The sequence below is a fragment of the Mycobacterium sp. NPDC004974 genome, assembly GCF_053600815.1.
In genome coordinates this window covers 55,816-77,040 of record NZ_JBSGAQ010000018.1, presented here as the reverse complement: position 1 = coordinate 77,040, position 21,225 = coordinate 55,816, and the positions used below count along the sequence as shown (strand labels likewise).

Genomic DNA, 21,225 nt, shown 5'->3' with positions numbered 1-21,225 from the left:
GTACCGTGCGGAACATGCTTGAACATGACGTCAGAACCCGGCGCAGCGCCGAGGACTTCCCGCGCAGCGAACACTTGGCCTGGAAGATCGCCACGATCGCCGCCGACCCGGTAGCCGTACCGCCCGAAACCGAGGCGATGGTGATCAACCGCATCATCGACAACGCCGCGGTGTCGGCTGCGTCGGTGATCCGCCGGCCGGTGACGGTGGCCCGTGCCCAGGCGCTCGCGCACAAGACACCGCGGGGTGCCACCGTGTTCGGCGTCGACGGCACGGTTTCGCCCGAATGGGCGGCCTGGGCCAACGGCGTCGCAGTCCGCGAACTGGACTTCCACGACACGTTCCTGGCCGCCGAATACTCCCACCCGGGTGACAACATCCCCGCGCTCGTCGCTGTGGCCCAGCAGCTCGGCGTGAACGGCGCTGACCTCATCCGCGGCATCGCCACCGCCTACGAGGTGCAGGTCGACCTGGTCAAGGGAATCTGCCTGCACCGACACAAGATCGATCATGTCGCCCACCTCGGGCCGTCGGTCGCCGCCGGTCTGGGCACCATGCTGCGGCTGGATCCCGAAACCATCTATGCCGCAATCGGTCAGGCGTTGCACCTGACCACCGCCACCCGCCAGTCGCGCAAGGGGCTGATCTCCAGCTGGAAGGCCTACGCGCCGGCGTGGGCGGGAAAGGTGGCCATCGAGGCCGTCGACCGGGCGATGCGCGGCGAGGGCTCTCCCGCCCCGATCTGGGAGGGCGAGGACGGTGTGATCGCCTGGCTGCTCGCCGGCCCCGAGCACACCTACCAGGTACCGCTGCCCGGACCGGGCGAACCCAAACGCGCCATCCTGGACACCTACACCAAGGAACACTCGGCGGAGTACCAGAGCCAGGCGCCGATCGACCTGGCCCGGCGGATGCGCGAGCGCATCGGCGACCTCGACCAGATCGCCACGATCGTGCTGCACACCAGCAACCACACCCACGTCGTGATCGGTACCGGGTCCAACGATCCGCAGAAATTCGATCCCGATGCGTCCCGCGAAACGCTGGACCACTCGGTGATGTACATCTTCGCGGTCGCGTTGCAGGACGGCACCTGGCATCACGAGCGGTCCTATGCGCCGGAGCGGGCACACCGGCCCGACACCATCGAGTTGTGGCGCAAGATCTCCACAGTCGAGGATCCGGAATGGACCCGGCGCTACCACTCGACCGACCCGGCGGAGAAGGCGTTCGGCGCCAAGGCCGTCGTCACCCTCAAGAGCGGTGAGACGATCGTCGACGAACTCGCGGTGGCCGATGCTCACCCGCTGGGGGCGCGCCCGTTCGGGCGTGAGCAGTATGTCGCCAAGTTCGCCGAGCTGGCCGACGGTGTCGTCGAAGCCGAAGAGCAGCAACGGTTCCTGAGTGCGGTCGAGAACGTTTCGGCAACCAAGTCCGGTGGGCTCGGGGCACTCAACGTCCGGGTCGATCCGCGGGTGCTGGACAAGGCGCCGACGGTCCCCTCGGGGATCTTCAAGTGAGCGGGTTACTCGGCTCCGAGATCCCGGCATCAGAGAAGCGGCGAAAGTTCCGCCGCGGGTTGGAGTCCGGCCGGCTCCTGCGCTTCCCGGGCGCGTTCTCCCCGCTCGTGGCCAAGCTCGTTGCCGAGATCGGCTTCGACGGCGTCTACGTCTCAGGCGCGGTCCTGTCCGCGGACCTGGGTCTGCCGGACATCGGGTTGACCACGTTGACCGAGGTCGCGGGGCGCGGTGCCCAGATCGCCTCGGCCACAGATCTTCCGACGTTCATTGATGCCGATACCGGGTTCGGTGAACCGATGAGCGCAGCCCGTACTGTGACGGTGCTCGAAGATGCCGGCCTGGCCGGACTTCACCTGGAGGACCAGGTGAATCCCAAGCGGTGCGGACATCTCGACGGCAAGGCGGTCGTCGAGACGGCCGAGATGGTCAAGCGGCTGCGGGCCGCCGTCTCGGCGCGCCGGGATCCCGATTTCGTCATCTGTGCCCGTACCGATGCCGCGGGGATCGAGGGGATCTCCGCGGCCATCGACCGGGCCAAGGCCTACGCCGACGCCGGCGCGGATCTCATCTTCACCGAGGCACTACACACCCCTGCGGATTTCGAACAGTTCCGGGAGGCGGTGGACGTCCCATTGCTGGCCAACATGACCGAATTCGGAAAGTCCGAACTGCTGACGACCCGACAGTTGTCTGAGATCGGCTACAACGTGGTGATCTACCCGGTCACCACCCTGCGTTTGGCCATGCATGCCGTTGAGGTCGGTCTGCACGAAATGTCCTCGGCAGGTACGCAATCCGGCCTTCTCGATCAGATGCAACACCGAAGCCGGCTCTACGAACTCCTGCGTTACAACGACTACAACCAGTTCGACTCGGACATCTTCAATTTCTCGCTGCAAGGGGCGACGCCATGACCGTTACCGAGAACGACACTGCCAAACCGAGTATCCACAAAGGCCTGGCCGGGGTGGTGGTCGACACCACCGCCATCTCCAAGGTGGTGCCCGAGACCAACACGCTGACCTATCGCGGTTACCCCGTGCAGGACCTGGCCGCACACTGCAGCTTCGAGCAGGTCGCCTACCTCCTGTGGCACGGTGAGCTGCCGACTGATCAGGAGCTGGCCCTGTTCACCCAGCGCGAGCGGGCCTCGCGTCGGATCGACCGGTCGATGCAGTCGCTGCTGGCCAAGCTGCCGGACAACTGCCATCCGATGGATGTGGTGCGTACCGCGATCAGCTACCTGGGCGCCGAGGACCCTGAGGAAGACGACAGCAGCCCCTCAGCCAACTTCGCCAAGTCGCTGCGGATGTTCGCGGTGCTGCCGACCATCGTCGCTGCCGATATGCGTCGGCGGCGCGGGCTGGAACCGATCGCGCCCCACAGCCACATGGGCTATTCGGAGAACTTCCTCAACATGTGCTTCGGCGAGGTACCGGACCCGGTGATCGTCAAAGCTTTCGAGCAGTCGATGGTGCTCTACGCCGAGCACAGTTTCAACGCGTCGACGTTCGCGGCGCGGGTGGTCACCTCGACCCAGTCCGATATCTACAGCGCCGTCACCGCCGCCATCGGGGCCCTCAAGGGCTCCTTGCACGGCGGCGCCAACGAAGTCGTCATGCACGACATGCTCGAGATAGGTTCGGCCGGCCGCGCCCCGGAATGGTTGCACGGCAAGCTGTCGCGCAAGGACAAGGTGATGGGCTTCGGCCACCGGGTCTACAAAAACGGTGACTCGCGCGTGCCCACCATGAAGGCCGCGCTGGCCAGTGTGTCCGAGGTTCGTGACGGACAGCGCTGGCTGGACATCTACAACGTGCTGGAGAGCGCGATGTTCGCCGCCACAAAGATCAAGCCGAACCTGGACTTTCCGACCGGCCCCGCCTATTACCTGATGGGATTCGACATCCCCTGCTTCACACCGATCTTCGTGATGAGCCGGATCACCGGCTGGACCGCACACATCATGGAGCAGGCCGCGTCGAACTCTCTGATCCGGCCGCTCAGTGATTACAGCGGGCATCCGCAACGGGCCTTGGCGTAGCACGCGGAAGCGTTGAAAGGAAACAGTGGTCGACAAGGTTCTGGTCGCCAACCGGGGAGAGATCGCCATCCGTGCATTCCGCGCGGCGTATGAACTCGGGCTCTCGACGGTTGCCGTCTATCCGCACGAGGACCGTAACTCTCAGCATCGGCTGAAGGCCGATGAGTCGTATCAGATAGGTGCCAAGGGCCATCCGGTCCGTGCCTATCTGTCGGTGGACGAGATCATCCGGGTGGCCCGGCACGCAGGCGCCGATGCGGTCTATCCGGGCTACGGGTTCCTTTCGGAGAATCCGGAACTGGCCAGGGCATGCGCGCAGGCGGGGATCACCTTTGTGGGGCCGTCGGCTGATGTGCTGGAGCTGACCGGGAACAAGGCCAGAGCCATTGCCGAGGCGCGCAAGGCGGGCCTGCCTGTGCTGGCATCGTCGGCTCCGTCGAGTTCGGTCGCAGAACTGCTGGCCGCAGCGGAATCGATGAGCTTCCCGGTGTTCGTGAAAGCTGTTGCCGGCGGCGGAGGCCGCGGGATGCGTCGCGTCAAAGACTCGGCCGACCTGCGGGAAGCGATCGAGGCCGCCAGTCGAGAAGCACAGTCCGCGTTCGGCGATCCCACGGTGTTCCTTGAGCAGGCGGTGATCAACCCGCGCCACATCGAGGTGCAGATTCTGGCGGACACCCAGGGCAACGTCATTCATCTTTTCGAACGCGACTGCAGCTTGCAGCGGCGCCATCAGAAGGTGATCGAGCTGGCGCCGGCACCGAATCTCGATCCGATTCTGCGGGAACGTATTTGCGCGGATGCGGTGGCCTTTGCCCGCCAGATCGGCTACACCTGCGCGGGCACGGTGGAGTTCCTGCTCGACGAACGCGGCGATCACGTGTTCATCGAAATGAACCCCAGGATCCAGGTGGAGCACACGGTGACCGAAGAGGTCACCGATGTCGACCTGGTATCGAGCCAGTTGCGGATCGCCGCCGGGGAATCCCTGTCCGATCTCGGACTCGCCCAGGACGCCCTACGTATCCGGGGTGCTGCCCTGCAGTGCAGGATCACGACCGAGGACCCGGCCAACGGGTTTCGCCCCGACACCGGTCGCATCACCGGGTATCGGTCACCGGGTGGTGCCGGCGTCCGCCTCGATGGCGGCACCAATCTCGGCGCCGAAGTGGGCGCATATTTCGATTCGATGCTGGTGAAGCTGACCTGCCGCGGCCGCGATTTTCCGACGGCTGTGGCCCGGGCGCGACGCGCCGTGGCGGAGTTCCGGATTCGCGGAGTGACCACCAACATTCCTTTCCTGGCAGCGGTTCTGGACGATCCCGACTTCGTCGCCGGCCGGGTGACGACGTCGTACATCGAACAACGACCGCAGCTGCTCACCGCGCGCGGTAGTGCCGATCGTGGCACCCGCATCCTGAACTACCTGGCCGATGTGACGGTCAATCAGCCGCACGGCCCGCGGCCGTCTGCGGTCTATCCACGCGACAAGCTGCCCGCCTGTGATCTGAGCGTGCCTGCACCCCCTGGGTCCAAGCAGCGCCTGACGGAGTTGGGGCCGGCAGGCTTCGCCGCCTGGCTACACGACACCGACGCCGTCGGCGTCACCGACACCACCTTTCGCGATGCACATCAATCGCTGTTGGCTACCCGGGTGCGCACGAGCGGACTGCTACGTGTCGCCCCCTACATCGCGCGGATGATGCCGCAGTTGCTGTCCGTCGAATGCTGGGGCGGCGCGACCTACGACGTCTCACTACGATTCCTCAAGCAGGATCCGTGGGAGCGGTTGGCGGCGTTGCGCGAAGCACTGCCCAACATCTGTCTGCAGATGTTGTTGCGGGGCCGGAACACGGTGGGCTACACGCCCTATCCGGAGACGGTGACGCGTGCGTTCGTGGAGGAAGCCACGGCGACTGGTGTTGATATCTTCCGGATCTTCGACGCGCTCAACAATGTGGATTCGATGCGTCCGGCCATCGACGCGGTCCGGCGTACCGGCACGACTGTCGCGGAAGTCGCGATGTCGTACACCGGTGACCTCTCCGACCCGGGCGAGAACCTTTACACCCTGGACTATTACCTGCGCTTGGCCGAGCAGATCGTCGACGCCGGAGCCCACGTGCTGGCGATCAAGGACATGGCCGGGCTGCTGCGGGCGCCGGCCGCCGCGACGTTGGTGTCTGCCCTGAAGTCACGGTTCGACCTTCCGGTCCACGTGCACACCCACGACACTCCCGGCGGCCAACTGGCCACCTATGTCGCGGCGTGGAATGCCGGAGCCGATGCCGTCGACGGTGCCGCAGCGCCGTTGGCCGGCACCACAAGTCAGCCTTCGCTGTCATCAATTGTGGCCGCTGCCGCACACAGCCGATTCGACACCGGTGTGTCGCTGGATGCGGTCTGCGACCTTGAGCCGTACTGGGAGGCATTGCGCCGCGTCTACGCGCCCTTTGATGTTGCGGCGTCGGGTCCTTCGTTCCCGACGGGGCGCGTCTACACCCATCAGATCCCCGGCGGCCAGCTGAGCAATCTGCGCCAGCAGGCCATCGCATTGGGTCTGGGTAACCGGTTCGAAGACATCGAGGCGAATTACGCTGCCGCTGACCGGATGTTGGGTCGGTTGGTGAAGGTCACGCCGTCGAGCAAAGTGGTGGGCGATCTCGCACTGGCCTTCGTCGGAGCGGGTGTGGGTGCCGAGGAATTCGCCGCGGACCCGGCTCGCTATGACATTCCGGACAGTGCGATCGGCTTTCTGCGTGGTGAACTCGGAGATCCTCCGGGCGGGTGGCCGGAGCCTCTGCGCACCAAGGCGCTCGATGGTCGGGGCCCGGCCAAACCTGTACACGAGTTATCCGCTGAGGATGAAACCTTGTTGGCCGCACCGGGGCCCAAGCGGCAGGCGGCGCTCAACCGGTTGTTGTTCCCCGGGCCCACCGCGGAGTTCGAAGCTCATCGCGACGAGTACGGTGACACCTCACGATTGAGCGCCAATCAGTTCTTCTACGGTCTGCGCCACGGCGAAGAACACCGGGTCAAACTGGATCCCGGGGTCGAATTGTTGATCGGGCTCGAGGCGATCTCCGAAGCCGACGAGCGCGGCATGCGCACCGTGATGTGCATCCTCAACGGGCAACTGAGGCCGATCGTGGTGCGCGACCGCAGTATCGCCGGCGAGGTCCCGGTTGCCGAGAAGGCCGACCGGACCAATGTCGCCCATGTCGGCGCTCCCTTCGCTGGTGTGGTTTCAGTCAACGTTGTTGAGGGCCAGGTCGTCGAAGCCGGCCAGTCGATCGCGACGATCGAGGCGATGAAGATGGAGGCGGCCATCACCGCGCCCGCATCTGGAACCGTCACCAGGATCGCGGTCGCGCGGACTGCTCAGGTGGAGGGCAATGACCTCCTCGTCGTCGTCAGTTAGTGCGCTGACCAATTCGGCCCTGTGCGGCCAGAGAATCTGCAGCCGCAATTGGAGGTATTCGTGTCCCTGAACACCGTCGCGCTTGAGTTGGTGCCGCCCAATGTCGATCGCGGAGCAGGTTACGCGGTGGAGGAAGCGCAGAAGGTGGCGCGGCTGGCCACGGAATGCGGTGTAGCAGGACGGCTCGGCCACGTCATGATCCCGGCGATGATCGCCGAGGATGGTGACCGCCCCATAGAGATGAAGCCCAAGATGGACGTCCTCGACTACTGGCGGGCCATCCGAACCGAGCTTCCGGGCGTGCGTGGCTTGTGCACGCAGGTCACGTCGTTCTCCGAAGAAGCGGTGCTGCGCGATCGGCTGACCGATTTGAGCGCGGCGGGTTTCGACGGCGTGATCTTCGTCGGTGTGCCGCGCACGATGAGCGACGGCGAAGGTGACGGCGTCGCACCGGCTGACGCGTTGTCCAAGTTCGACGGTCTCGTCGAGAACCGCGGGGTGATCCTGATCCCGACCCGCGATGCCGAGCAGAGTCGCTTCACCTTCAAATGCGACAAGGGCGCCACGTTCGCCATGACGCAGCTGCTGTACTCGGATGCGGTGGTCGGGTTTCTGCAGCGGTTCGCCCTGGAAAGCGACCACAGGCCAGAGGTTCTGCTGTCGTTCGGTTTCGTGCCGAAGATGGAGAACAGGGTCGGCCTCATCGATTGGCTGATCCAGGACCCCGGCAATGACGTTGTTGCACAGGAGCAGGCATTCGTCAGATCCCTGGCCGCTGGTGAGCCCGCCGTGAAACGGCGGCAATTGGTTGATCTCTACAAGAGGGTGATCGACGGGGTGGCCGACCTGGGGTTTCCGCTGAGCCTGCATTTCGAAGCGCCCTATGGCGCCTCCCGGCCGGCGTTCGAGGCATTCGTCGAGATGCTGGCGTACTGGTCACCGAAACAGACGTCCTGATCGGACCGCGATGAACGCACGGTCCAAACCCGGCCAGATGAAAGTGATGGGGGTCCTGAACGCCACTCCCGACTCCTTCTGGGTCGACAGCAGATTCGATGTCACCGCATTGGCGATCGCCGCGGGGCGAAGGATGTTCGAAGCCGGGGCGTGGGCGGTGGACGTGGGTGGGGAATCCACTCGCCCGGGGGCCACACCAGTGTCGATCGACGAAGAGCGCGACCGCGTGCTTCCGGTCGTCGCTGCACTTGCCCACCTGGGCACGGTGTCGGTGGACACGCGCAATCGAGAGCTGGCCGAAGAGGCGGTACTGGCCGGTGCCGGCATCATCAATGACGTCTCGGGCAAGCTCTACGACGTTGCGGGTCGGCTCGGTGTCGGGTACGTGAGCATGCACGCCCACACAGTTCCCGTCCTCGCGAGCGGATTCCCGGAGTACGAGGATGTGGTCGGCGAGGTGACATGTTCCGTCACCGGCGTCGCGCAGACGGCTGCTGCCGGCGGCGCCGCTCCGGTGTGGATCGATCCAGGCATCGGATTCGGCAAATCGCCTCGGCACAACCTCGAATTGCTGCGCCGGCTTCCGGAGCTCTGCAGTCACGGGTTTCCGGTGCTGCTCGGGGTGAGCCGAAAATCTTTCGTCGGCAACGTCACTGGACGCGCAGTGGACGGACGCCTGGCGGGATCGCTGGCCGTTGTCGCGCCCGCGTGGTCGGCGGGTGTCGATGTCATCCGAGTTCATGATGTCGTCGAGACGTTGGACACCATCGCAATGTTGCAGGCGATCTGGGGCTGACCGCACAGCCTGGAATTGGCTGAGATGCTGTGCTGGTGGAGAAAGTCGACCACAACCTGCCGATGTTCTCCGCCGTGGCGTTCGCCGGCAGCGCCCACCAGCAGCAGGGCGGCTCTCGGTGCCAAGGTCGAGGGCCGGCGCCTGGCCGGCCAGTGCGTCACCGTTGCTGATTATCTGGAAAAGCCTGTTGTTCAGCATGTTTAACGTTCGCTTCGAAAAATTGACGGTGACTGCAAGCCCGATCGAGGGCCGGCGCACGCGCTCAAAAGGGACGCCCCACCGCCGGAGAAGTTTTGGTTAGTCTCACCTCGCTGGTCTAAGGAGGCTGCGGGTCTGGGCGTGGCGCGCACACGTATGTGGCGCCCCCGATCAGCGCCGGAGGCAGGGGGATGGGCATTTGACGTGTGATGAAGTGCTGCAGCACAGCGCAACTGGTGATGTGCATTCTCGAATGCGGCGCGGCTCCACGGCCGAATCTCCGATGCGGCCCGCTGGATATCCGCCGGACGGGCCCGTGCTTCCTCGAGAACTCAAGAACGTTTCCGACGCTGTACGGCGCACCCCGGCTCCTCCAGTTCCGCAATTGTTGCGGCCGAGCGCGATTCGGGTCGCCACCGATGATGACGCGACCCTGATCGCCGAGTGGATGAATCGGCCGCACCTGGCCGAGACCTGGGAATATGACTGGCCGATCGAGCGTTGGCGGAATCATCTGAAAGCGCAGGTCGAGGGCGATTATTCACTACCGCTTATCCTGAACATCGGCGGGGTGGACCGTGGCTACCTCGAAATCTACCGTGCCGCCAAAGATTCCATCGCCGATCGCTACGACAGTGAGCCGCACGATCTGGGGCTGCACGGCGCGATTGCCGACGAGGAATTGGTCAACCGGGGGCTCGGCCCGATGCTGCTGCCCAAAATCGTCGCAAGCGTCCTGGCCGCCGATCCCGACTGTGAGCGGATCATGTTCGACCCGGATCACCGCAACGCAACTGTGCGGGGGTTGTGTGAGTTCGCCGGGTGCCGGTTCCTCGGCGAGCACGAGATGTCCAACCGCAGGATGGCGCTCTACCAACTCGACCGGGACACCGCCCGGAAATGGATGGCTTGACACCAGACTGTTCAATCCGGCTGCCCGACAGTCGGTTCCAATCAATTGATCCGTAACGGAAACGAAAGGTGAGGCTTGGTCTCATCGGCCAGCCGGATACTCACATATGACCGATACCAATTCATCGACATCGCCCGTTGTGACCGACGGGCTGGTCTCCGTCCTGCGTGACGATCTCGAACTCCCATGTAAATCACTCAGTGCCAGTACACGTCTCGTCGATGACCTCGGGATGGACTCGGTGTCGTTCCCGGTGGGCCTGGTGACCATCGAGGAGAAGTTCGGTGTGCAGCTCAGCGAGGAAGACCTCATCACCTGCCGGACCGTCGGCGATCTGCAGTCGGTGATCGACCGCATGAGCGCAGCGTGAACCCGCTCGCAGGAGCCTTGCGGGAGGCAATGGTCGGCTCACCGCACGACCTGGTGGTCCTGGATCGCGAGACCGATGCCTGGCAGCGGCGTCCATGGCCCGAGGTGCACGGCATCGCCGAACACATTGCGGCCCATCTGCTGGGCCGGGACCAGCCCGGCGCGGTAGGACTGGTGGGCGAACCGACGGTGGAATTGATTGCCGCCATTCAGGGTTCATGGCTGGCGGGTGCCGGGGTGTCGATCCTTCCGCGTCCCCAGCGCGGCGCCGAACCGTCGGAGTGGGCGCACGCGACGTTGTCCCGGTTCAGCAGCATCGGCGTGACCACCGTGTTCAGCCACGGCGCCACCCTGCAGTTGCTGCGGGATGCGGGCTCTCCGCTGACGGTGTGTGACATCGCCGATGCGGTACGCACATCCACATCCAGGAACCTGCACTACCCCGACCACGCTGACGTGGCCATCCTGCAGGGCACGGCCGGATCCACCGGTACTCCGCGCACCGCGGTACTGGCGCCGGAGGCCGTGCTGAACAACATTCTGGCGGTAAACCAGCGATTGTGCCTGGGCCACAACGATGTCGGGTGTTCGTGGTTGCCGATCTACCACGACATGGGCCTGGCGATGGTGTTGACATCGACGATGTCCGGCGGGTCATTGTGGCTGGCGCCGACGGGCGCGTTCTCGGCCGCGCCGCTGCGGTGGGCCGATTGGCTCTCCGAATCCGGCGCCACCCTCACCGCCGGGCCGAACTTCGGCTACTCGGTGCTCGGCCGATTCGCCAATCGCGTATCCGACGTCGATCTGGGCGCGCTGCGGATCGCGATCAACGGGGGTGAGACCGTCGACTGTGCCGGTGTGGATCGGTTCGCAAGCGGAATGAGCAGGTTCGGTTTCGATGCGGCAGCGATGGCGCCCGCCTACGGGATGGCCGAGTCGACGTGCGCGGTGACCATCCCCGCACCCGGGGAAGGACTGCGCATCGACATCCCGGACGCTGCGGACACCGCCCAGCGCTACGCGCTGCTGGGTCGTCCGGTGCCGGGCATGGAGATCCGCATTGTCCCGTCTGCGCACGACGAGTCCGGTACGACCGGCGAAGTCGAGATCCGCGGTTCGTCGATGATGACGTCGTACCTGGGGGATGCACCCGTCGATGCGGGCAGCAACGGCACGTGGTTCCCGACGGGCGACATCGGCTACCTGGTCGACGACGCGCTGGTGATCTGCGGGCGCTCGAAAGAGATGATCACGATCGCCGGACGCAACATTTTCCCCACCGAGATCGAGCAGGTCGTCGGTGAGGTGGACGGCGTCCGAGAGGGAGCCGTCGTCGCGGTCGGCACGGAATCCGGCGCCGCGCAATCGCGGCTGCTGGTGGCAGCGGAGTTCATCGGGACCGAGCAGGACACCACTCGCAGCGCCGTGATCCGGCGGGTCGTGTCGGTGTGCGGTGTCACGCCTGCCGACGTCGTGCTCATGTCGCCGGGTTCGTTGCCACGCACGTCGTCAGGGAAACTCCGGCGACTCGAGGTCCGCCGCCAACTGGAGTCCGCGCGGTAGTGGCCTGGACCGCGCGATGAGTTTTACCCTCGTCCCGAGTCCAATCAGCATCCATTGCTGACCGATCGGGAGAGAACACGTGGCCCAGCTGCTCAAAGTCCAGAACTTCAACGTCTCCAGCGACGGATTCGGCGCAGGCGAGAACCAGAGCTTCGAGCGCCCGTTCGGCCACGCCGACCCCGGGACGATGTTCGCCTGGGCCGGCGCCACGGCAAGTTGGCCCAACCGCACCGAGCCCGGCGGCAGTCGGGGCCTCGATGACTACCTCACCCGGGATTTCCACAACAACATCGGCGCGGAGATCATGGGCCGTAACAAGTTCAGTCCCTACCGTGGCGCCTGGGAAGATCACGACTGGCAGGGCTGGTGGGGCGACGAGCCGCCGTTCCACACCCCAGTCTTCGTTCTTACCCACCATGAGCGTCCGTCGTTCACTTTGTCCGACACCACGTTCCACTTCATCGACGCCGATCCGGCGACCGCACTGGAGCAGGCCCGGGCCGCGGCGCAGGGCAAGGATGTGCGGTTGGGCGGGGGAGCGAGCACCATCCGGGAGTTCCTGGACGCCGATCTGGTCGACACGCTGCATGTGGCGGTGTCGCCGGCCGAGTTGGGCAGCGGGACCCGCCTCTGGGGTTCACCAGATGAGTTGAACGACCGTTTTTACCACGACGTGGTCCCCAGCCCCGGCGGCGCGGTCACCCATCACCTGTTCTGGCGACGCTGAGCCTGCTTGAGCACGGCGAGTGCGTACCTCAACCGCGGGTACGCACCCCGCGCTCGAAGGTGCGTATGACGGCGGGGGCGGCCGCGTGCTGCGGCATGAGGCCGTTCTTGGAGTCCTGGCAGGCCCACATGACCAGACCGTAGAGCGCGTGTTCGAGCCATTGTGTGCTCGATTCCGGATCGAACACACCTTCGGCCTGGCCGCGTTCGATCAGACTGGTGAGATAGCTGTTGTCGGGCACCGCCTCGGGTGGCAGGCCGCGAATAACGGTGGGGTCGTCGAAGAGAAACAGGAGCCGGTTACCGACCGAGATCATGGCGTTGATGACGCGCCGCATCGCCTCGATCGCGCAGCCGTCCTCAGGCGCGGCAGCGGCCACGGCGTTGGTCAGGACCTGCACCGAGTCGATAATTGTGGCGTTGATCAGGCATTCCCGGTCGGGAAAGTAACGGTGCACCGTGGTGCGGCCGACCCCGGCCGCCTTCGCGATATCGGGCAACGTCGCGGTCCGGTCGTCAGCTAGGACTGCGGCGGCGGCCTCGATGATCGCACCACGGGTGCGCGACTGGGTGGCCGAGAGCTCGCCTGTGCTCATGCGTCGATGGTATCGACGCGGGTCACGACATTCTCGCCACCGGTATCTGTGTTGTCCGATCAGAGAGGAAACGCGCTGGACGCTGGCGCACGGGCAGCGGCCACCAGAACCAGCGGCCGAGGATCGCGGCAATCGTCGGTGTCATCAGCGAGCGAACGACGAGGGTGTCGAACAACAGACCCAGGCCGATGGTCGTGCCGCCCTGCCCGATCGCAATCAGATCGCTCGTGGCCATCGACGCCATCGTGAATGCGAACACCAGGCCGGCCGCGGTGACCACGCCGCCGGTGGCGCCCATGGCCCGGATGATGCCCGTGTTGATGCCCGCGCCGATCTCTTCCTTCATCCGCGAGACCACCAGCAGGTTGTAGTCCGATCCGACCGCCAGCAGGATGATGACCGAGAACGCCAATGTCATCCAGTGCAGATCGATCCCGAGCAGGTACTGCCACACCAGGACCGACAGGCCGAACGATGCGGCCAGGGACAGGATCACGGTGCCGACGATGACGAACGACGCGATCAGGGCGCGGGTGATCAACAGCATCACGATGAAGATCAGCGTGATCGCGCCGCAGGCTGAGATCAGCAGATCCCACTGGGCGCCCACCTGGATGTCCTTGTAGGTGGCCGCGGTGCCGCCGAGATAGATCTTGGCGTCGGCCAGCGGCGTCGTCTTGATCGCCTCCCGGGCCGTCTTCAAGATCGGGTCGACATGCGAAATACCCTCGGAGGTAGCCGGATCCACGTCGTGGGTGATGATGAACTGCGCGGCCTGACCGTCCGGCGACACCATCAGCGCCAACCCGCGCTTGAAGTCCGGGTTGTCGAACGCCTCGGGTGGCAGATAGAACGAGTCGTCGTTGCGGGCGTCGTCGAACGCCTGCCCCATCACCGACGCCGTGTCGGTCATCTTGGCGATCTGGTCGACCAGCCCGTTGAACGTGCTGAACATCGTTTTCATCGTGCCCTGCATGGACTTCGAGATGGCGATCATCGGTGGCAGTTGCGCCACCAACTGCGGCATCAGCTGATCCATCTCGTTCATGTTCTTCACCGAATCCGAGAGGGTTTCGGTCATGGTGTCGATGCCGTCGAGCCCGTCGAACAACGAGCGCATGGATTGGCACATCGGGATGTCGTAGCAGTGCGGTTCCCAGTACAGATAGTTCCGCATCGGCCGCATGAAATCGTCGAAATCAGCCATGTGATCCCGCATTTCGTTGGTACTCGCCTGCATGTCGTTCATGCTGGCGGTCAGTTCGTGGGTGATGCCGGTCATCCGGTTCATCAGGCCCAGCATGTTCTCCATGATCGTGATCATCCGGCCGAGATCGTCGGTGAGCGTATTCATGTCGCCCATGCGTTCCCGCAGGAACTGCAGGTTCTCGGTCATCGACACCGATTGCATGCTGACCTGGAACGGCACGGAGCTGTGCGCGATGGGGCGGCCCAGTGGACGGGTGATGCTCTGCACGCGCGCGACACCGGGTACGCGGATCAGCTCGCGGGCGATCTTGTCCAGCACGATCATGTCGGCAGGGTTGCGCAGGTCGCGGCCCGCATCCACCAGCAGGAGGTCGGGGTTCATCCGCGCGGCGGTGAAATGTCGCTCGGCAGCGGCGTATCCGACGTTGGACGGCAGATCCTTGGGGATGTAGAGCCGCTCGTTGTAGGAGGTCTTGTAGCCGGGCAGAGCCAGCAGTCCGACGAGTGCCACCGCGATGGCCGCCGCCAGGATCGGAACGGGCCAGCGCACCACCGAGGTGCCGAGCCTGCGCCAACCGCGAGAGCGGATCTCGCGCTTGGCGTCGAGCAAGCCGAACCGACTGCCCACCGCCAACATTGCCGGCGCAAGTGTGAGCGAGGCCAGCACCACCACGGACATGCCGATGGCGCTCGGGATACCCATGGAGCTGAAGTAGTTCAACCGGGTGAAGTGAAGGCACAGCATGGCGCCGGCGACCGTGAGGCCGGAGCCGAGGATGACATGCCCGACACCGTGGAATGCGGTGTAATAGGCGTCCTCTCGTTCCTGACCTTTCTGTCGCGCTTCCTGATATCGGCCGACGAGGAAGATCGCGTAATCGGTTCCCGCCGCGATGGCCAACGAGGTCAGCAGGCTCACCGAGAACGTCGACAGGCCGAGCAGGCCGGCGTGGCCGATGGCCGCCACGACTCCGCGAGCCGCCGACATCTCCAGCAGCACCACGATGAGCATCAACAACATCGTGGCGATCGACCGGTAGACGACGATCAGCATCACCGCGATCACGGCGATCGTGACGAAGGTGATCTTGATCATGCTCTTGTCGCCGGCTTCGTTCATGTCCGTGGTGAGCGGACCTTGGCCGGTGACATAGGCTTTCACGCCTGCGGGCGGATTCGATTCCTCGATGATCTTGCGGACCGCGCCGACCGATTCGTTGGCCAGCGTCTCGCCCTGGTTGCCCGCGAGGTTGACCTGAACGTAGGCGGCCTTGCCGTCGGTGCTCTGGGATCCCGCCGCGGTGATCAGGTCGCCCCAGTAATTCTGAACGTGCTGAACGTGTTTGGTATCGGCCTGCAGCGTGCGGACCAGTTCGTCGTAGTAGCGATGAGCCTCGGTACCCAGCGGCTGGTCGCCCTCGAGCACGACCATGGCGATCGTGTCGGAGTCGAATTGATCGAAGCGCTCGCCGATCTTCTTCATCGCCACCAGTGCCGGTGCGTCCTGGGGTGACAGTGAGACGGCGTGCTCGTGCCCGACGACCTCGAGTTGGGGGACGAGCGCGTTCAGGACGACGACGAGCACGACCCACGCCAGGATGATCGGGATCGCGGCGACGCGGATGACGCGGGCGATGCCCTTGTGTTCAGGGGTAGCGGCGACCGTGCTGATGCGCGATCCGCCTTCGGCTCCTCGGTGGTTACCCATCAGGCGGCCTTGTCCAAGCAGAAGGCCTGGGCGTCGTGCTGGTTCACGGTCTGCTCGTCTCGGACTTCGCCGTTGACGACGATCCGGCAGCTGATCACTTCGCTATCTCCTTGGGCAACCACATTGGCGAACACCGTCGGCAGGGTGGTGACAACCTCGTGCCGCCACGGCAGCGAGCTGAAACTCTCGGTGTGGGGTTGGGCGTCGGCATCCAGAAAGCTGACGTGCCCGCTGGTGCCACTCGGCCCGTCGATCTCGTAGACGACGCGCTTCGGGTTGAACTCCACGATGTCGTCGCCGGCGGACTGTCCCGGGTCGGTGTTGATGTGAGTGCCGAAGATCCCGTGCATCCGGTTCATTGCCAACCCGCTGACGGCAAGGGCAGCCACCAGCACCATGGGAATCCAGAAGCGTTTGGCGAGCCGAAATAGCGTAGCCACGGCAAAATCCACCTCTCCGGTTCGGCGCATGCCGACGGAAGCCCCATCCGACCGCGTTTTGATCGGCTGAACGTAACAGGCCTTTAGTGGATGCTCAACGTTCCATTAAGGGATATTGAGATACCTCACAGTTGTTTGCGAACTGGAATTTCTTAGTGACCTACGCGGTGAGCAGACGCAGTGGGGATCCCGTGCAGTAGGCCGCGATGTCCTCGATGATGTCGCGGTAGAAGATCGTCATCACGCCCTCGGTGACGTAGCCGAGGTGCGGGGTCAGCAAGGTGTTGGGCAGGGTGGCCAACGGATGCCCCGGGGGAAGGGGCTCCTGTCGATAGACATCCAGCGCTGCGCCACGAATCTGCTTGCCGCGCAGGGCTTGCACGAGCGCATCCTCGTCGATGAGGCCCCCGCGCGAGGTGTTCACCAGGATCGCCGAAGGTTTCATCGCGGCCAGCTCGGCGGCGCCGATCAGGCCACGTGTGCTCTCGGCGAGCACCATGTGCAGCGATACGACATCGGCGGCGGCGAACAATGCCTCCCGATCAACGCGGACGACGCCCGCCTTGGCCGCACGCTCGTCAGTGAGGTTGGGGCTCCACGCGATCACGTTCATGCCGAACGCCTTGCCGATCGTGGCGACCCGGCTGCCGATCCGGCCCACCCCGACCAGCCCCAGGGTCGCTCCATGCAGGTCGCTGCCGATGGTGCTCTGCCACAGCCCGTTACGGATGCGCTGATCCTCGAGGACGAGGTGTCGCTGCAGCCCCAGGATCAGTGCCCAGGTGTGTTCGACCGTCGGGGTGATCGCTCCGCCGGTGCCCGACACGGTGATGCCGAGGCGGTGCGCGGCGGCCACGTCGATCGCGGCGTTGAACGGTCCCGTTGTCACGAGGAGCTTCAGATCGGGCAGTTGGCCGAGCAGCGCAGCGTCGATCGGGGTGCGTTCCCGCATCGCGACGACGACCTCGCAGCCGGCCAGCGACTCGACCAGGGCCGTACCCGGCGCGATGTGCTCGCGTAGTGCCATGATCTGGGCGGGGCGGGGGATCGGTGACCAGTCGACGGTGTCGGCGATTCCCTGGTAGTCGTCGAGGACGGCGATGCGCAGCGGTGCGGTCATCGATCAGTAGGCGTTCGGATCGTTCTGCACCGCGAGGGGTACCGGATGCTGGTAGAGCTGAGATGCGTTCTCCCAGGTGATCTTCCGGATCACCTCGGAGGGCAGGCCCTGGATCTGTTCGTGAATGGTGTGCTGGGTGTGCGGCCACGTCGAGTCGCAGTGCGGGTAGTCGGCTTCGAGCAGGATGTTGCCGGTGCCGATCCGTTCGTGCTGCACGAACGAGGACTGGTCCTCGACCGCGCAGAACCAGAAGTTCCTGGTGAACACCTCGGCGGGGGAGAGGCTCTCGCCCATAGCCTTCCAGGTTCCGTACATCTGGTGGTAGCTCAGCATGTGGTCCAGTCGATCCAGTAGGCCTGCCACCCAGCCGATTCCGCCTTCGGACAGACAGATCTTGAGGTCCGGGTACCGGCTGGGCAGGCCGGAGTACAGCCAGTCGACCGCCGCGGTGATGGCGTAGGCGAAGAACAGCACACCCTGAACGTCCGGCGGGGCGTCGTCGGTGGTGGACGGCGCCGAGCCCGAGGATCCGATGTGCAGGTTGACCACGGTGCCCGTCTCGGCACACGCCGCCATCATCGGCTCCCAGTAGCCGGAGTGGATGGTCGGCAGCCCGAGCATGGCGGGGTTCTCGCTGAATGTCACGGCGTGGAATCCGCGTTCGGCGTTCTCGTAGATCATCTGGGCGCCGACCTCGGGGTCCAGCAGCCACGGCAGCTGGCACGGGATGATCCGATCGGGGTAGGCCCCGGCCCACGCTTCGAGGTGCCAGTCGTTCCAGGCCCGCACCGCGGCCATCGCGAGCTCCTGATCTTTGGTCACCTGCTGCAGCCGCTGGCCGGCGAATCCGGGGAGGAACGACGGGAAGTTGAGCGACGCGTACACACCGTTGAGATCCATGTCCTTGACGCGTTCGTGAATGTCCCAGGCGCCGCGGCGCATTTCGTCGAATCGCGCCGGCTCGAAACCGTATTCGGAGACCGGGCGGCCGACCACGGCGTTGAAGCCGACGTTGGGCAGCGATTGCCCGTCGTACATCCAGGTCTGCCCGCCGTTCTCGGTGTCGACGACCTTCGGGGCACGGTCAGCGAACTTGCGAGGCACCCGGCTGGTGAACGTGTCCGGTGGCTCGACGATGTGATCGTCGACCGAGATCACGGTGTAGAGACGTTCGGCCCGCTGCGGTTCGGGCAGAAACGTGACCGTGCGTTCGGCGCCCTTGTGCGCGGTGGTGAAGTCGAGATTGCCGGCGAGTTCGTCGATGGACTTCATGGGCCAGTCTCCTTCTAGGTCAGGACGTCGGGGTCGGCCTTGATGGTCATACGGGCGGCCCCGGCCCAGTACACGTCGGCGGCCCGCTCGATGAGCGAGGCCTTCATGCCGTACATGTCGGAGCGGTTCATCGCGGTCGGCTCCCGGCCGGTGAGCATCACCTGGTAGGCCAGTTTGCACACCCGGTCGATCGACGCGGCCCGGTACACGGCCTCGGCCACGGTGCCTCCGGTGGTGATGACGCCGTGGTTGGCCAGGATGGTGAGATTGGCCGTGCCGATCCGTTCGGCGAGCTCGCGGGCGCGTGGCGCCGAATCGACCTCGCCGTCATAGGCTTCGACGAAGCACATGTCGTCGAGGAACAGCGATCCGGTCTGATGCACCAGATCCGGCAACTTTCCCAACGCCGCGATGAGGCTCACGTAGTAGGGATGGTTGTGGATGACGACGCGGGCGTCGTCGCGTATGCGGTGCAGTTCGGTGTGGATGTGGATGGCCGGGGTGACATCCCAGCGGCCGCGTACCACCGTGGCGTTCTCGTCGACCACACAGATGTCGGATGCGGTGAGTTCCTGCCACCACAGGCCCCACGGATTGACCAGCATCTCGGTGCGGCCTTCCGGCTGCCAGGTGATGTGGCCGGCCATGTTCTCGGCGAATCCGATGGCCGCCAGGTGCCGGAACGCCACGGCCAGCGACTGTTCCTCGGACAGGTCGACACCGATCGGCGGGGTGACCGACGGTGACCACACCTTCAGCCCGCCCTGACGCATCTCACCGACGTTCATAGCCGTCTCCCAACCGCGTCCGGATATCTTCGCGGAGTTGCCCTTTCGCGATCTTCCCGCCCGAAGACCGGGGCAGCTCATCGAGGACGATGAGCCGCTCGGGAAGAAGTTCCTTCGACATGCCCTGGGCGAGCAGGTGCTCGACGAGCCCGGGCAGATCGATCGTTTGGCTGTTGGCGTGGGCCACCGGTTCTACGTAGATGCAGACCTTCTCGCCGAAGACCGGGTCGGGCATCGCCACCGCGGCCGCGACGGCCACCCCGGGATGTGTCGTCACCGCATCCTCGACCTCTCCGGCACTGATGTTCTTGCCCCCGCGCACGATGAAGTCCGAGGTGCGGCCGGTGACGGACAGGTAGCCGTCGGCGTCGACCTCGCACACGTCGCCCATCCGCATCCAGCCGTCAGGTGTGTAGAGCTTGTCGTGGTCTACACCGCCGAGGTAGCCCAGGCTGGTGGCCGGTCCGCGGCAGGCCGGTTGCCCACGGCCCGTTGAGGTCACGTCGTCATCGCCGTCGAACAGGCGCACCGCCATCTCCGGCACCAGCCTTCCGGCGGTGCGCAGCCTGCGTTCCCTGGAATCCTGCAGCGTCGTTCCGCTCAGCAAGCCGGTTTCGTTGGAGCCGTAGAACTGCAGGATGGTGGCGCCGGTGAGTTCCTCGAAGTCGGCGGCCCGCTGATACGGCAGCGCCTCGCCACCGGTGAAGACCACGCGCAGCGAGCTCAGGTCGTTCTCGCGCGATGCCGGGTCGGCCATGATCATCATCAATTGGGTACTGACACAGCACAACACGCTGACCCGGTGGCGGGCGATCGCCTCGCACGCGGCTGCCGCGTCGAACCGCTCGAGCAGGATCGTGGTGACACCGAGGTGGATCGGGGTGGTGTGGGCGGTCCAGATGCCGAATCCGAACGGGGCCGGGATGACGGGCAGGAAGACGTCGTCGGAACTCAGTGCCCCGTTGGCGACTGCCTGCTGATGAAAGTAATGCCAACGGTTCTGCGTGTGCACAACACATTTGGGTAGGCCCGTGGTTCCCGAGGTCGAGTTGATCAGGAACACGTCGTCGGCTCCGACACCCGCGGCCGGTGGCCGCGATGGGGTGTCAGTGTCGAGGGACAAACCGTCCAACACCAGCGCGCTGATCTCGGGCGTGAGCCCCGCAACTGTGGTTTGTGCCGACGCGTGCCGCGCCGCGTCGCTGATCAGCAGGCGCGGATCGGTGGTCCGCAGGATCTGAGTGGCCTCGCGCGTTCCGGCGCGGGCACCGATCCCCACCACCACGGCGCCGCAGCGTTCTATGGCCACGAACAGCACATGGATGGCCGCGGTGTCGCCGTGCCACACCGCGACGCGATCGCCTGGTCGGACACCCAGCCCCGCCAACTGGGCGGCGAGTAGCGATGCGGCACAGTCGAATTCGTTCCAGGTGAACGTGGTGCCGGGGTGGTCGATATAGGCCGGCTTGTCGGGATGGGTGAGGGCGTGTTCCCGCACGGTCTGCGAGATCGTGCGGTCCGACCACCATCCGGCCGACCGGTAGTGGGCCGCTTCTGCAGCGTCAACTGCGGCGTCGCCGACCTTCAT

Annotated in this window: 16 protein-coding genes and 1 pseudogene; 10 read left to right on the top strand and 7 right to left on the bottom strand. The window is 65.1% G+C overall.

Annotation, left to right across the window (positions count from 1 at the left end):
- Positions 1–14 precede the first annotated feature (14 nt).
- The 10 genes and pseudogenes from prpD (at position 15) to ACWEFV_RS29275 (ending at position 12,505) form a co-directional block, all read left to right on the top strand.
- A complete protein-coding gene (gene prpD / locus ACWEFV_RS29320) occupies positions 15–1,520 on the top strand; it encodes a 2-methylcitrate dehydratase PrpD (protein WP_450072758.1) in 1,506 nt (501 codons plus the stop codon).
- Positions 1,517–2,434 carry a methylisocitrate lyase gene (gene prpB / locus ACWEFV_RS29315; RefSeq protein WP_450072757.1) on the top strand — a complete coding sequence of 306 codons (918 nt, stop codon included), beginning with the start codon at positions 1,517–1,519 and terminating at the stop codon, positions 2,432–2,434. The genes prpD and prpB overlap by 4 nt, the downstream gene beginning before the upstream one ends.
- On the top strand, positions 2,431–3,564 hold the full coding sequence (locus tag ACWEFV_RS29310) for a bifunctional 2-methylcitrate synthase/citrate synthase (RefSeq protein ID WP_450072756.1): 1,134 nt from the start codon (positions 2,431–2,433) through the stop codon (positions 3,562–3,564). Before prpB ends, ACWEFV_RS29310 begins: the two co-directional genes overlap by 4 nt.
- Positions 3,565–3,589: 25 nt before the next feature.
- On the top strand, positions 3,590–6,982 hold the full coding sequence (locus ACWEFV_RS29305; protein WP_450072755.1) for a pyruvate carboxylase: 3,393 nt from the start codon (positions 3,590–3,592) through the stop codon (positions 6,980–6,982).
- Positions 6,983–7,048: 66 nt separating this feature from the next.
- A complete protein-coding gene (locus ACWEFV_RS29300; RefSeq protein ID WP_450072804.1) occupies positions 7,049–7,939 on the top strand; it encodes a mycobacterial-type methylenetetrahydrofolate reductase in 891 nt (296 codons plus the stop codon).
- A 46-nt stretch (positions 7,940–7,985) separates the two neighbouring features.
- On the top strand, positions 7,986–8,735 hold the full coding sequence (gene folP / locus ACWEFV_RS29295; protein ID WP_450072754.1) for a dihydropteroate synthase: 750 nt from the start codon (positions 7,986–7,988) through the stop codon (positions 8,733–8,735).
- Positions 8,736–9,216: 481 nt separating this feature from the next.
- Complete coding sequence (locus tag ACWEFV_RS29290) at positions 9,217–9,846, top strand: GNAT family N-acetyltransferase (protein ID WP_135456495.1); 630 nt, start codon at positions 9,217–9,219, stop codon at positions 9,844–9,846.
- A gap of 100 nt (positions 9,847–9,946) precedes the next feature.
- Positions 9,947–10,216: pseudogene (locus tag ACWEFV_RS29285) on the top strand (acyl carrier protein); the annotation flags it as partial.
- Positions 10,213–11,778 (top strand): long-chain-fatty acid--ACP ligase MbtM, encoded by a 1,566-nt coding sequence (gene mbtM, locus ACWEFV_RS29280; protein WP_450072753.1) that lies wholly within the window; start codon positions 10,213–10,215, stop codon positions 11,776–11,778. The pseudogene ACWEFV_RS29285 and the gene mbtM, both read left to right, overlap by 4 nt.
- 79 nt (positions 11,779–11,857) lie before the next feature.
- On the top strand, positions 11,858–12,505 hold the full coding sequence (locus ACWEFV_RS29275; RefSeq protein ID WP_450072752.1) for a dihydrofolate reductase family protein: 648 nt from the start codon (positions 11,858–11,860) through the stop codon (positions 12,503–12,505).
- 28 nt (positions 12,506–12,533) lie between these two features.
- On the opposite strand, the gene ACWEFV_RS29270 is transcribed toward ACWEFV_RS29275, so the two are convergent.
- The 7 genes from ACWEFV_RS29270 to ACWEFV_RS29240 form a co-directional block, all read right to left on the bottom strand.
- The gene (locus tag ACWEFV_RS29270) at positions 12,534–13,100 is read right to left on the bottom strand and encodes a TetR/AcrR family transcriptional regulator (RefSeq protein WP_450072751.1); all 567 of its coding nucleotides are present in this window, start codon (positions 13,098–13,100) and stop codon (positions 12,534–12,536) included.
- A gap of 22 nt (positions 13,101–13,122) precedes the next feature.
- Positions 13,123–16,017 (bottom strand): MMPL/RND family transporter, encoded by a 2,895-nt coding sequence (locus tag ACWEFV_RS29265; RefSeq protein WP_450072750.1) that lies wholly within the window; start codon positions 16,015–16,017, stop codon positions 13,123–13,125.
- Entirely contained in the window at positions 16,017–16,457 is a 441-nt protein-coding gene (locus tag ACWEFV_RS29260; protein ID WP_450072749.1) for an MmpS family transport accessory protein, read from the bottom strand. The genes ACWEFV_RS29265 and ACWEFV_RS29260 overlap by 1 nt, the downstream gene beginning before the upstream one ends.
- Before the next feature lie 160 nt (positions 16,458–16,617).
- On the bottom strand, positions 16,618–17,577 hold the full coding sequence (locus ACWEFV_RS29255) for a D-2-hydroxyacid dehydrogenase family protein (protein WP_450072748.1): 960 nt from the start codon (positions 17,575–17,577) through the stop codon (positions 16,618–16,620).
- A 3-nt stretch (positions 17,578–17,580) separates the two neighbouring features.
- On the bottom strand, positions 17,581–18,849 hold the full coding sequence (locus ACWEFV_RS29250; protein ID WP_450072747.1) for an amidohydrolase family protein: 1,269 nt from the start codon (positions 18,847–18,849) through the stop codon (positions 17,581–17,583).
- 14 nt (positions 18,850–18,863) lie between these two features.
- Positions 18,864–19,637 (bottom strand): class II aldolase/adducin family protein, encoded by a 774-nt coding sequence (locus ACWEFV_RS29245; protein WP_450072746.1) that lies wholly within the window; start codon positions 19,635–19,637, stop codon positions 18,864–18,866.
- On the bottom strand, positions 19,624–21,225 hold the full coding sequence (locus tag ACWEFV_RS29240; RefSeq protein ID WP_450072745.1) for a class I adenylate-forming enzyme family protein: 1,602 nt from the start codon (positions 21,223–21,225) through the stop codon (positions 19,624–19,626). The genes ACWEFV_RS29245 and ACWEFV_RS29240 overlap by 14 nt, the downstream gene beginning before the upstream one ends.